Here is a 12,991-nt window from a genome sequence, read left to right on the forward strand (position 1 = left end):
CTATCTGTCACTTTTGTCTGGATACCGGTTTATGAGCGTTCCTCGTGAAACCATCGCCGCCGTCGCCACCGCTCAAGGTCGTGGCGGTGTAGGCATCGTGCGAATTTCCGGGCCGTTGGCCAGCGTTGCGGCCAAGGCTTTCAGTGGTCGCGAGCTCAAGCCGCGATTTGCCCATTACGGTCCGTTTTTCAGTGAACACGATGAGGTACTGGACCAGGGCATCGCACTGTATTTTCCGGGGCCAAACTCCTTTACCGGCGAGGATGTGCTGGAACTTCAGGGGCATGGTGGCCCGATCGTTCTGGATATGTTGCTCAAACGCTGCCTGGAACTGGGTTGCCGGCTCGCCCGGCCGGGGGAGTTCAGCGAGCGCGCGTTCCTCAACGACAAGCTTGACCTGGCCCAGGCCGAGGCAATTGCCGACCTGATTGAAGCCAGTTCTGCCCAGGCTGCGCGAAACGCGTTGCGCTCCCTGCAGGGTGCGTTCTCGTCACGTGTGCATAACCTCACCGAGCAACTGATCGGCCTGCGTATCTATGTCGAGGCGGCCATCGATTTCCCGGAAGAGGAAATCGACTTCCTCGCCGATGGCCATGTACTGAGCATGCTCGACAAGGTGCGCGACGAGTTATCCACTGTGATGCGCGAAGCCGGGCAGGGTGCCTTGCTGCGAGACGGCATGACCGTGGTCATTGCCGGTCGTCCGAATGCCGGTAAATCCAGCCTGCTCAATGCACTGGCAGGACGTGAAGCGGCGATCGTGACCGAAATTGCCGGCACTACCCGGGACGTACTGCGTGAACATATCCACATCGATGGCATGCCGCTGCATGTGGTGGATACCGCCGGTCTGCGCGATACCGATGACCATGTGGAAAAAATCGGCGTCGAACGTGCCTTGAAAGCCATCGGTGAAGCGGATCGGATACTGCTCGTGGTCGATGCTACCGCACCGGAAGCGCTCGATCCGTTCGCACTGTGGCCGGAATTTCTCGAAACCCGTCCCGATCCCGCGAAAGTTACCCTGATCCGCAACAAGGCCGACCTTACGGGCGAAGCCATTGCCATGGAGGTCAGCGACGACGGCCACGTCACCATCAGCCTGAGCGCCAAGTCCGGAGGTGTCGGTCTGGAGCTGCTGCGTGATCACCTCAAGGCCTGCATGGGCTACGAGCAAACGTCCGAAAGCAGCTTCAGTGCTCGCCGGCGCCACTTGGAGGCGCTACGTCATGCCAGTGCTGCCCTCGAGCATGGTCGTGCCCAATTGACCCTGGCTGGCGCTGGCGAATTGTTAGCCGAAGATCTGCGCCAGGCTCAGCAATCACTGGGAGAAATCACCGGCGCCTTCAGCTCTGACGATCTGTTGGGGCGAATTTTCTCCAGCTTCTGTATCGGTAAGTAACCCTCCTGTTGTTCACAGACAGGCCGTTCGTGCCTGTCTGCTCTCTCTTTTTCTGAATAAACCCTCCAGTGCCGAGCCGACTTTGTCTGCTTGAGCGAAATTCTCGTGCCTGAATTTCGGGCAAACGACACTTTTCTGTGGATTAAGCCCTGTGAATAACCGCCGCTAAGGTCAGTTGATAACAGGGCCTGAAAACTGAACATAACCGCCTCTGTGGATAAGCACCCCTTTCATCCACAGGCTTACACCGGTTATCCAAGGGCCTCATTGGCACATGAACACAGGGTTTTGAATCGCTGTACATATTGAAAATAAAGGCCTATAGAGATCTATCCACAGAAAGGCAGGTGCATAGAAATAAACATAAAAACAAAGATTTAATAAATTTCTCTCTTTTTAATTTCTATAACTCCGACTTTTCCACAGCTGGTTAAATTTTGTGCAAAGGGTTCTTTAGGAAGGGCGAAGTCCCTATACTTGTCGACCAGGTCCGAAAACCTGAGCTCAAACTATTCCTGAATTACCTACTTAAGCAGGCACGAGGTGCGTGGTGGATTTCCCTTCCCGTTTTGAAGTGATCGTCATCGGCGGCGGTCATGCCGGTACCGAGGCAGCACTGGCCTCAGCACGTATGGGGGTGAAAACCCTGTTGCTGACGCATAACGTGGAAACCCTCGGTGCCATGAGTTGCAACCCGGCCATTGGCGGGATCGGCAAAAGCCATCTGGTCAAGGAAATCGACGCCCTCGGCGGCGCGATGGCCATGGCCACCGATAAAGGCGGCATCCAGTTTCGCGTGTTGAACAGCCGCAAAGGCCCGGCCGTGCGTGCAACCCGTGCACAGGCCGACCGGATTCTGTACAAGGCCGCTGTCCGCGAAATCCTGGAAAACCAGCCGAACCTGTGGATATTTCAACAGGCCGCCGATGACCTGATCGTCGAGCAGGAACAAGTGCGCGGCGTAGTGACCCAGATGGGCCTGCGTTTCCTTGCTGACTCGGTGGTTTTGACCACCGGCACCTTCCTCGGTGGACTTATCCACATTGGTTTGCAGAACTTCTCCGGCGGCCGTGCCGGTGATCCACCATCGATTGCCCTGGCTCACCGTCTGCGTGAATTACCTCTGCGTGTCGGTCGCCTGAAAACCGGTACGCCGCCGCGTATCGACGCCCGTTCTGTGGATTTCTCGGTGATGACCGAGCAGGCCGGCGATACGCCGATCCCGGTGATGTCGTTCATGGGGTCCAAAGAGCAGCATCCACGGCAGATCAGTTGCTGGATTACCCACACCAACGCCCGTACCCACGAAATCATCGCGGCGAACCTCGACCGTTCGCCGATGTATTCCGATGCAGGCGAGATCGAAGGCATCGGTCCGCGTTACTGCCCGTCGATCGAAGACAAGATTCATCGCTTTGCCGACAAGGAAAGCCACCAGGTCTTCATCGAACCGGAAGGTTTGACCACGAACGAGCTGTACCCGAACGGGATATCCACATCCTTGCCGTTCGATGTGCAATTGCAGATCGTGCAATCGATCCGCGGCATGGAAAACGCACACATCGTGCGCCCGGGCTACGCCATCGAGTACGACTACTTCGATCCGCGCGACCTGAAGTACAGCCTGGAAACCAAAGTGATCGGCGGTCTGTTCTTCGCCGGGCAAATCAACGGCACCACCGGTTACGAAGAAGCCGGCGCGCAGGGTTTGCTCGCCGGAACCAACGCGGCACTGCGCGCGCAGGGCAAAGATGCCTGGTGCCCACGTCGCGACGAGGCCTATATCGGCGTGTTGGTCGACGACCTGATTACCCTTGGCACCCAAGAGCCGTACCGGATGTTCACCTCCCGCGCCGAATACCGTTTGATTCTGCGCGAAGACAACGCCGACCTGCGCTTGACCGAAAAAGGTCGCGAACTCGGCCTGGTGGATGACGCGCGTTGGGCGGCTTTCTGCAAAAAACGCGAAAGCATCGAACTGGAAGAACAGCGCCTGAAAAGCACCTGGGTTCGCCCGGGTACCGAACAGGGCGATGCGATTGCCGAAAAATTCGGCACGCCGCTGACCCACGAATACAACCTGCTGAATCTCTTGAGCCGTCCGGAAATCGACTACGCTGGTCTGATCTCAGTGACCGGAGGCGGTGCAGAAGATCCACAAGTCGCCGAACAGGTCGAAATCAAGACCAAGTACGCCGGCTACATCGATCGTCAACAGGATGAAATCGCCCGCCTGCGCGCCAGCGAAGACACCAAACTGCCTGTGGATATCGATTACACGAATATTTCCGGTCTCTCCAAAGAGATCCAGAGCAAGCTCGGTGCGACCCGCCCTGAAACCTTGGGCCAGGCTTCGCGTATCCCGGGCGTAACGCCGGCAGCCATTTCGCTGTTGATGATTCATTTGAAAAAACGCGGCGCGGGCCGTCAGTTGGAGCAAAGCGCTTGAGTTCGTTGGTCACTTCGCAACATGCAGAAGAGTTATCCACAGGTGCCCGCCAGCTTGGCGTCACGCTGACAGAAACCCAGCACGCGCAACTGCTGGGTTATCTGGCCCTGTTGATCAAATGGAACAAGGCTTACAACCTCACCGCCGTGCGTGATCCGGACGAAATGGTTTCCCGTCACCTGCTCGACAGTCTGAGCGTGATGTCATTCATCGAAAACGGACGCTGGCTCGACGTCGGCAGTGGCGGCGGCATGCCCGGCATTCCGTTGGCTATCCTGTTTCCCGAGTCCCAGGTGACGTGCCTGGACAGTAACGGCAAGAAAACCCGCTTCCTGACCCAGGTCAAACTCGAACTCAAACTGGATAACCTGCAAGTTATCCACAGTCGCGTCGAAGCGTTCCAGCCTGCCCAACCCTTCAACGGGATCATTTCCCGGGCGTTCAGCAGCATGGAAAACTTCAGCAACTGGACTCGCCACCTCGGCGATAGCGAAACACGCTGGCTGGCAATGAAGGGCGTTCATCCGGCCGATGAGCTGGTAGCATTGCCGGCAGACTTCCACCTCGATAGCGAACACGCCCTGGCCGTACCTGGTTGCCAAGGCCAACGCCATCTGCTGATACTGCGCCGCACGGCATGATTGGGAACACAAGCAAGAATGGCTAAGGTATTCGCGATAGCGAACCAAAAAGGTGGCGTGGGCAAAACCACCACCTGCATCAACCTCGCAGCATCCCTGGTCGCGACCAAGCGCCGGGTGCTGTTGATCGACCTCGATCCACAGGGCAACGCCACCATGGGTAGCGGTGTGGATAAACATGGCCTGGAAAACTCGGTCTACGACCTGTTGATCGGTGAGTGCGACCTGGCCCAGGCCATGCACTTCTCCGAACACGGTGGTTACCAGCTGTTGCCGGCCAACCGCGACCTGACCGCGGCCGAAGTGGTGCTGCTGGAAATGCAGATGAAGGAAAGCCGTCTGCGCAGTGCGCTGGCGCCGATCCGGGAAAACTACGATTACATCCTGATCGACTGTCCGCCGTCGCTGTCGATGCTGACCTTGAACGCACTGGTTGCCGCCGATGGGGTCATTATCCCCATGCAGTGCGAGTACTTCGCACTCGAAGGCTTGAGCGACCTTGTGGATAACATCAAACGTATCGCTGAATTGCTCAATCCGAACCTCAAGGTCGAAGGCCTGCTGCGGACGATGTACGACCCGCGCCTGAGCCTGATGAACGATGTCTCGGCGCAGCTCAAGGAACACTTCGGCGAACAGCTCTACGACACCGTCATTCCGCGCAACATCCGTCTGGCCGAAGCGCCAAGTTACGGCATGCCGGCGCTGGCTTACGACAAAGCGTCGCGAGGCGCCGTTGCCTATCTGGCATTGGCGGGCGAAATGGTTCGTCGTCAACGCAAAAACTCACGCATCGCCGCCGCTCAGGCAACTTAAGGAATCCCCATGGCCGTCAAGAAACGAGGTCTCGGACGTGGACTGGATGCTCTGTTGAGTGGTCCGACTGTCAGCTCGCTGGAAGAACAAGCGGCGCAAGCCGATCAGCGTGAGCTGCAACACCTTCCCCTGGATCTGCTCCAGCGCGGCAAATACCAGCCGCGTCGTGACATGGACCCGCAGGCGCTGGAAGAATTGGCGCAGTCGATCAGGGCCCAGGGCGTCATGCAGCCCATTGTGGTTCGCCCGATCGGCAGCGGTCGTTTTGAAATCATTGCTGGCGAACGTCGCTGGCGCGCCAGCCAGCAAGCCGGGCAGGAAACCATCCCGGCGATGGTTCGCGATGTACCCGATGAAACCGCGATCGCCATTGCCCTTATCGAGAACATCCAGCGCGAAGACCTGAACCCGATTGAAGAGGCGGTGGCCCTGCAGCGTTTGCAGCAGGAGTTCCAGCTGACCCAGCAACAGGTCGCCGAAGCCGTGGGCAAGTCCCGGGTGACCGTGGCCAACCTGCTGCGCCTGATTTCCTTGCCGGAAGTCATCAAGACCATGCTGTCCCACGGCGACCTGGAAATGGGTCACGCCCGTGCTTTGCTCGGTTTGCCGGAAAATCAGCAGGTTGAAGGGGCGCGACATGTTGTCGCACGCGGGCTGACCGTGCGCCAGACTGAGGCACTGGTTCGCCAGTGGTTGAGTGGCAAACCAGTGCCTGTGGAACCTGCAAAACCCGACCCGGATATCGCCCGCCTCGAACAGCGCCTGGCCGAGCGCCTAGGCTCTGCGGTGCAGATTCGCCACGGTAAGAAGGGTAAAGGGCAGTTGGTGATTGGCTACAACTCCCTGGATGAGCTTCAAGGTGTACTTGCACATATCCGCTGAAACATTTCCTCATGTAGCGCGCAGTCGGAAATCACTACCTGACAGTTGAATAGGGGCAGAACCGCCCCTATACTCTGCGCGCATTTTGTCGGCACAAATTATGCCAAGTTATTGAATTCTGGCAGCCGACCATTGGAGAGTAAAAGTGATGGAAACCCGCACGCCAAACCGCTTGCCCTTCCATCGCCTGGCAGTTTTTCCGGTGTTAATGGCTCAACTTGTCATTTTGCTCATTGCTGCTTTGGCGCTCTGGCAATGGCGGGGAGTCGTTGCCGGGTACTCGGGACTTTGCGGAGGCCTGATAGCCTTGCTGCCCAATGTTTATTTCGCTCACAGGGCATTTCGGTTTTCCGGCGCCCGAGCAGCCCAGTCCATCGTCCGGTCTTTTTATGCCGGCGAGGCAGGCAAACTGATTTTGACGGCAGTGCTGTTTGCACTGGTGTTTGCAGGTGTGAAGCCATTGGCGCCGATTGCAGTATTCGGTGTCTTCGTGCTGACTCAGTCAGTCAGCTGGTTCGCTCCCCTGCTGATGAGAACAAGACTTTCGAGACCTTAGGGCGTTTGAGGCAACCATGGCAGAAACAACCGCTTCGGGCTATATCCAGCACCACTTGCAGAACCTGACTTTCGGTCAGCTCCCTACCGGCGGCTGGGGCTTTGCCCACACCGCAGCAGAAGCCAAGGAAATGGGCTTCTGGGCTTTCCACGTCGATACTCTCGGCTGGTCGGTCGCATTGGGTCTGATCTTCGTTCTTCTTTTCCGCATGGCGGCAAAGAAGGCGACTTCCGGTCAGCCAGGTGCTTTGCAGAACTTCGTTGAAGTACTGGTCGAATTCGTCGATGGCAGCGTGAAAGACAGCTTCCATGGCCGTAGCCCGGTGATTGCACCGCTGGCACTGACCATCTTCGTCTGGGTGTTCCTGATGAACGCCGTCGACCTGGTACCGGTCGACTGGATTCCTCAACTGGCCATCCTGATCTCCGGCGACCACCACATCCCGTTCCGTGCCGTGTCGACCACCGACCCGAACGCGACCCTGGGCATGGCGTTCTCGGTTTTCGCACTGATCATTTTCTACAGCATCAAGGTCAAGGGCCTCGGCGGCTTCATCGGCGAGCTGACCCTGCACCCGTTCGGCAGCAAGAACATCTTCGTTCAGGCCCTGCTGATCCCGGTGAACTTCCTGCTGGAATTCGTGACCCTGATCGCCAAGCCGATCTCCCTGGCTCTGCGTCTGTTCGGCAACATGTATGCCGGCGAACTGGTCTTCATTCTGATTGCTGTGATGTTCGGCAGCGGTCTGCTCTGGCTCAGCGGCCTGGGCGTCGTTCTGCAGTGGGCGTGGGCTGTGTTCCACATCCTGATCATCACCCTGCAGGCGTTCATCTTCATGATGTTGACCATCGTCTACTTGTCGATGGCGCACGAAGAAAACCATTAAGACCAGTCTCGACTAGTCTGATGTCCTTCCCGGTCAAACGGGAAGGGGCTCTTCACGGGGCCTCTGAAACGATTTGTTTTACCGCTTTAAATTAAAAAAACCTAAACCATACGACGTAAAAGTCGGGAGGAAAGATGGAAACTGTAGTTGGTCTAACCGCTATCGCTGTTGCACTGTTGATCGGCCTGGGCGCACTGGGTACCGCAATTGGTTTCGGCCTGCTGGGCGGCAAGTTCCTGGAAGGCGCAGCGCGTCAGCCAGAAATGGTTCCAATGCTGCAAGTTAAAATGTTCATCGTTGCCGGTCTGCTCGACGCCGTAACCATGATCGGTGTTGGTATCGCTCTGTTCTTCACCTTTGCGAACCCGTTCGTTGGTCAGATCGCTGGCTAATTACTCGGATCTTCCGGGTAATTTGGTGTGATGGACAACGTAACTGCGAGGTGTTGGCGTGAACATTAATGCGACCCTGATTGGCCAGTCCGTTGCGTTCCTGATTTTTGTACTGTTCTGCATGAAGTTCGTATGGCCTCCGGTCATCACGGCTCTGCACGAACGTCAAAAGAAGATCGCTGATGGTCTGGACGCTGCCAGCCGAGCAGCTCGCGACCTGGAGTTGGCCCAAGAGAAAGCGGGTCAGCAACTGCGCGAAGCGAAAGCTCAGGCAGCTGAAATCATCGAGCAAGCCAAGAAACGCGGTACCCAGATTGTCGACGAAGCCCGTGAACAGGCTCGCGTCGAAGCTGACCGTGTGAAGGCTCAGGCTCAGGCCGAGATCGAACAGGAACTGAACAGCGTCAAAGACGCGCTGCGCGCCCAAGTGGGTAGCCTGGCCGTTGGCGGTGCTTCGAAGATCCTGGGCAAAGCAATCGATCAAAACGCGCACGCAGAGCTGGTTAACCAACTGGCTGCTGAAATCTAAGCGAGGGCGATCATGGCAGAACTGACCACGTTGGCCCGACCTTACGCTAAGGCGGCCTTCGAGCACGCTCAGGCCCACCAGCAACTGGCCAATTGGTCAGCCATGCTCGGCCTGGCAGCAGCGGTGTCGCAAGACGACACCATGCAGCGCGTGCTCAAGGCCCCGCGACTGACGAGCGCAGAAAAGGCCGCCACGTTCATTGACGTGTGCGGCGACAAGTTTGATGTAAAGGCACAGAATTTCATTCACGTCGTTGCCGAAAACGACCGTCTCCCGCTGTTGCCGGAGATCGCCGCTCTGTTCGACCTGTACAAGGCCGAACAAGAGAAATCGGTAGACGTTGAAGTGACCAGTGCCTTCGCATTGAACCAAGAACAGCAAGACAAACTCGCCAAGGTTCTCAGTGCACGACTCAACCGGGAAGTGCGCCTGCAAGTCGAGGAAGATTCATCCCTTATTGGGGGTGTTGTCATCCGCGCCGGCGACCTGGTTATCGATGGCTCGATTCGCGGCAAAATCGCGAAACTTGCCGAAGCATTGAAATCTTGAGTTTGAAGGGGCAGCAGAGCAATGCAGCAACTCAATCCTTCCGAAATAAGTGAAATTATCAAGGGCCGCATCGACAAGCTCGATGTGACCTCCCAAGCCCGTAACGAAGGCACTGTCGTCAGCGTATCTGACGGCATCGTGCGGATTCACGGTCTGGCCGATGTAATGTACGGCGAGATGATCGAGTTTCCGGGCGGCGTCTTCGGCATGGCCCTCAACCTGGAGCAAGACTCTGTAGGTGCCGTTGTATTGGGCGCATACCAGACTCTGGCTGAAGGCATGAGCGCCAAGTGCACTGGCCGCATCCTTGAAGTTCCGGTTGGTAAGGAACTGCTGGGTCGCGTAGTCGACGCACTGGGTAACCCAGTTGACGGCAAAGGTCCGCTGAACAACACCGAGACCGACGCGGTCGAGAAAGTTGCTCCAGGCGTGATCTGGCGTAAGTCGGTAGACCAGCCTGTACAGACTGGCTACAAGGCTGTCGATGCCATGATCCCTGTCGGCCGTGGCCAGCGTGAGCTGATCATCGGTGACCGTCAGATCGGTAAAACCGCTCTGGCGATCGACGCGATCATCAACCAGAAAGACAGCGGCATTTTCTGCGTCTACGTAGCGATCGGTCAGAAACAATCGACCATCGCCAACGTTGTTCGCAAGCTGGAAGAAAACGGTGCACTGGCTAACACCATCATCGTTGCAGCGAGCGCTTCGGAATCTGCAGCACTGCAGTTCCTGGCTCCGTACTCCGGTTGCACCATGGGCGAATACTTCCGCGACCGCGGTGAAGACGCGCTGATCGTTTATGACGATCTGTCCAAGCAAGCAGTGGCTTACCGCCAGATTTCCCTGCTGCTGCGCCGTCCACCAGGCCGTGAAGCTTACCCAGGCGACGTGTTCTATCTCCACTCCCGTCTGCTGGAGCGCGCATCCCGCGTTTCGGAAGAGTACGTAGAGAAGTTCACCAACGGCGCAGTGACCGGCAAAACCGGTTCCCTGACCGCTCTGCCGATCATCGAAACCCAGGCTGGCGACGTTTCCGCGTTCGTTCCGACCAACGTGATTTCCATCACCGACGGTCAGATCTTCCTGGAATCGGCCATGTTCAACTCGGGCATCCGCCCTGCAGTGAACGCCGGTGTTTCGGTATCCCGTGTGGGTGGTGCCGCTCAGACCAAGATCATCAAGAAGCTGTCCGGTGGTATCCGTACCGCTCTGGCTCAGTACCGTGAACTGGCGGCATTCGCCCAGTTCGCTTCTGACCTGGACGAAGCGACCCGTAAGCAACTTGAGCATGGTCAGCGCGTTACCGAGCTGATGAAGCAGAAGCAATACGCGCCAATGTCGATCGCCGACATGTCGCTGTCGCTGTATGCCGCTGAGCGTGGGTTCCTGACCGACGTTGAAATCGCCAAGATCGGCAGCTTCGAACAAGCGCTGATTGCTTACTTCAACCGCGATCACGCCGACTTGATGGCGAAGATCAACGTGAAGGGTGACTTCAATGACGAAATCGATGGCGGCCTGAAAGCCGGTATCGAGAAGTTCAAGGCCACCCAAACCTGGTAAGCCGCAGCGGGAGCCTAGCGGCTCCCGCTTGCTAACCTGATAGGTGTTACATGGCAGGCGCAAAAGAGATTCGCAGTAAGATTGCGAGCATCAAAAGCACGCAAAAGATTACCAGCGCCATGGAAAAAGTGGCGGTCAGCAAAATGCGCAAGGCACAAATGCGCATGGCTGCTAGCCGTCCTTATGCGGAGCGCATCCGCCAGGTTATTGGCCATCTGGCCAACGCTAACCCGGAATATCGCCACCCGTTCATGATCGACCGTGAAGTAAAGCGCGTCGGTTATGTCGTAGTGAGCAGTGACCGTGGTCTGTGTGGTGGCTTGAACACCAACCTGTTCAAGGCTTTGGTCAAGGACATGGCGGTAAACCGCGAAAACGGCGTCGAGATCGATCTGTGTGTCGTTGGTAGCAAGGGTGCGGCTTTCTTCCGCAACTTCGGCGGTAACGTCGTTGCAGCTATCAGCCACCTGGGTGAAGAGCCGTCGATCAATGATCTGATCGGCAGCGTCAAGGTGATGCTGGATGCCTACCTGGACGGCCGTATTGACCGCCTGTCCGTGGTGTCCAACAAGTTCATCAACACCATGACACAACAGCCTACCGTGGAGCAGTTGATTCCACTGGTGGCAACCCCGGATCAAGAACTCAAGCACCACTGGGACTATCTCTACGAACCGGATGCCAAGGAGCTGCTCGACGGCTTGATGGTCCGTTACGTGGAGTCGCAGGTCTACCAGGCGGTGGTCGAGAACAACGCGGCTGAACAAGCTGCGCGGATGATCGCGATGAAGAACGCTACCGACAACGCCGGTGATTTGATCAGCGATTTGCAGCTGGTCTACAACAAGGCGCGTCAGGCTGCGATCACCCAAGAGATCTCGGAAATCGTCGGCGGCGCTGCCGCGGTTTAACGGTTCAAATATTCAGAGGATCCAGCTATGAGTAGCGGACGTATCGTTCAAATCATCGGCGCCGTTATCGACGTGGAATTCCCACGCGACAGCGTACCGAGCATCTACGACGCCTTGAAAGTTCAAGGCGCCGAAACCACTCTGGAAGTTCAGCAGCAGCTGGGCGACGGCGTGGTTCGTACCATTGCGATGGGCTCCACCGAAGGCTTGAAGCGCGGTCTGGACGTCAACAACACTGGCGCAGCCATCTCCGTACCGGTCGGTAAAGCGACCCTGGGCCGGATCATGGACGTACTGGGCAACCCGATCGACGAAGCTGGCCCGATCGGCGAAGAAGAGCGTTGGGGCATTCACCGCCCTGCGCCAACCTTCGCTGAACAAGCCGGTGGCAACGAGCTGCTGGAAACAGGCATCAAGGTTATTGACCTGGTTTGCCCGTTCGCCAAGGGCGGTAAAGTCGGTCTGTTCGGTGGTGCCGGTGTAGGCAAGACCGTAAACATGATGGAACTGATCCGTAACATCGCCATCGAGCACAGCGGTTATTCCGTGTTCGCCGGTGTGGGTGAGCGTACTCGTGAGGGTAACGACTTCTACCACGAGATGAAGGACTCCAACGTTCTGGACAAAGTGGCACTGGTTTACGGTCAGATGAACGAGCCGCCGGGAAACCGTCTGCGCGTAGCACTGACCGGCCTGACCATGGCCGAGAAGTTCCGTGACGAAGGTAACGACGTTCTGCTGTTCGTCGACAACATCTATCGTTATACCCTGGCCGGTACTGAAGTATCCGCACTGCTGGGCCGTATGCCTTCGGCGGTAGGTTACCAGCCGACCCTGGCTGAAGAGATGGGCGTGCTGCAAGAGCGCATCACTTCGACCAAGCAAGGTTCGATTACTTCGATCCAGGCGGTATACGTACCAGCGGACGACTTGACCGACCCGTCGCCAGCGACCACCTTCGCCCACTTGGACGCCACCGTCGTTCTGTCCCGTGACATCGCTTCCCTGGGTATCTACCCGGCGGTAGACCCACTGGACTCGACTTCGCGTCAGCTGGACCCGAACGTGATCGGCAACGACCACTACGAAACCGCTCGCGGTGTTCAGTACGTGCTGCAGCGTTACAAAGAACTGAAGGACATCATTGCGATCCTGGGTATGGACGAGCTGTCGGAAGCCGACAAGCAGTTGGTAAACCGTGCTCGTAAGATCCAGCGCTTCTTGTCGCAGCCGTTCTTCGTGGCTGAAGTCTTCACCGGTGCATCGGGTAAATACGTTTCCCTGAAAGACACCATTGCTGGCTTCAAAGGCATCCTCAACGGTGACTACGACCACCTGCCAGAACAAGCGTTCTACATGGTTGGCGGCATCGAAGAAGCGATCGAGAAAGCCAAGAAACTGTAATCCCGGCG

General features: G+C 57.2%; 13 protein-coding genes. All 13 read left to right on the top strand.

The features are described 5' to 3' along the window. The first annotated feature begins 31 nt into the window (after positions 1-31). The 13 genes from mnmE to atpD all read left to right on the top strand — a co-directional run bounded on the left by mnmE (position 32) and on the right by atpD (position 12,983). Entirely contained in the window at positions 32-1,402 is a 1,371-nt protein-coding gene (mnmE, locus tag AB7M25_RS00635) for a tRNA uridine-5-carboxymethylaminomethyl(34) synthesis GTPase MnmE (protein ID WP_454236879.1), read from the top strand. A 550-nt stretch (positions 1,403-1,952) separates the two neighbouring features. After that, entirely contained in the window at positions 1,953-3,851 is a 1,899-nt protein-coding gene (gene mnmG, locus AB7M25_RS00640; RefSeq protein WP_116579893.1) for a tRNA uridine-5-carboxymethylaminomethyl(34) synthesis enzyme MnmG, read from the top strand. Continuing rightward, positions 3,848-4,492 (top strand): 16S rRNA (guanine(527)-N(7))-methyltransferase RsmG, encoded by a 645-nt coding sequence (rsmG, locus tag AB7M25_RS00645; RefSeq protein WP_007969895.1) that lies wholly within the window; start codon positions 3,848-3,850, stop codon positions 4,490-4,492. Before mnmG ends, rsmG begins: the two co-directional genes overlap by 4 nt. Before the next feature lie 18 nt (positions 4,493-4,510). Further along, positions 4,511-5,308 (top strand): ParA family protein, encoded by a 798-nt coding sequence (locus AB7M25_RS00650; protein ID WP_007969897.1) that lies wholly within the window; start codon positions 4,511-4,513, stop codon positions 5,306-5,308. 9 nt (positions 5,309-5,317) lie between these two features. Continuing rightward, positions 5,318-6,190 (top strand): ParB/RepB/Spo0J family partition protein, encoded by an 873-nt coding sequence (locus AB7M25_RS00655; protein ID WP_454236880.1) that lies wholly within the window; start codon positions 5,318-5,320, stop codon positions 6,188-6,190. Positions 6,191-6,338: 148 nt separating this feature from the next. Then, positions 6,339-6,746: a F0F1 ATP synthase subunit I gene (locus AB7M25_RS00660; RefSeq protein WP_429386857.1), complete on the top strand. Its 408-nt coding sequence runs from the start codon at positions 6,339-6,341 to the stop codon at positions 6,744-6,746. A gap of 16 nt (positions 6,747-6,762) precedes the next feature. After that, entirely contained in the window at positions 6,763-7,632 is an 870-nt protein-coding gene (gene atpB, locus AB7M25_RS00665; RefSeq protein ID WP_104450363.1) for a F0F1 ATP synthase subunit A, read from the top strand. Positions 7,633-7,766: 134 nt separating this feature from the next. Beyond that, positions 7,767-8,024, top strand: coding sequence for a F0F1 ATP synthase subunit C (gene atpE, locus AB7M25_RS00670; RefSeq protein ID WP_003097235.1), 258 nt, complete (start codon positions 7,767-7,769; stop codon positions 8,022-8,024). Between the two features lie 58 nt (positions 8,025-8,082). Then, a complete protein-coding gene (locus AB7M25_RS00675) occupies positions 8,083-8,553 on the top strand; it encodes a F0F1 ATP synthase subunit B (RefSeq protein ID WP_007969903.1) in 471 nt (156 codons plus the stop codon). 12 nt (positions 8,554-8,565) lie between these two features. Then, a complete protein-coding gene (locus tag AB7M25_RS00680) occupies positions 8,566-9,102 on the top strand; it encodes a F0F1 ATP synthase subunit delta (RefSeq protein WP_007969904.1) in 537 nt (178 codons plus the stop codon). Positions 9,103-9,123: 21 nt separating this feature from the next. Further along, positions 9,124-10,668, top strand: a complete 1,545-nt coding sequence (gene atpA, locus AB7M25_RS00685; protein WP_007969905.1) for a F0F1 ATP synthase subunit alpha — start codon at positions 9,124-9,126, stop codon at positions 10,666-10,668. A gap of 50 nt (positions 10,669-10,718) precedes the next feature. Continuing rightward, positions 10,719-11,579 carry a F0F1 ATP synthase subunit gamma gene (gene atpG / locus AB7M25_RS00690; RefSeq protein WP_007934344.1) on the top strand — a complete coding sequence of 287 codons (861 nt, stop codon included), beginning with the start codon at positions 10,719-10,721 and terminating at the stop codon, positions 11,577-11,579. Between the two features lie 27 nt (positions 11,580-11,606). Beyond that, the gene (gene atpD / locus AB7M25_RS00695; protein WP_007969907.1) at positions 11,607-12,983 is read left to right on the top strand and encodes a F0F1 ATP synthase subunit beta; all 1,377 of its coding nucleotides are present in this window, start codon (positions 11,607-11,609) and stop codon (positions 12,981-12,983) included. The last annotated feature ends 8 nt before the right edge of the window (positions 12,984-12,991 follow it).

Source organism: Pseudomonas sp. AP3_22 TE3818, from assembly GCF_053628995.1.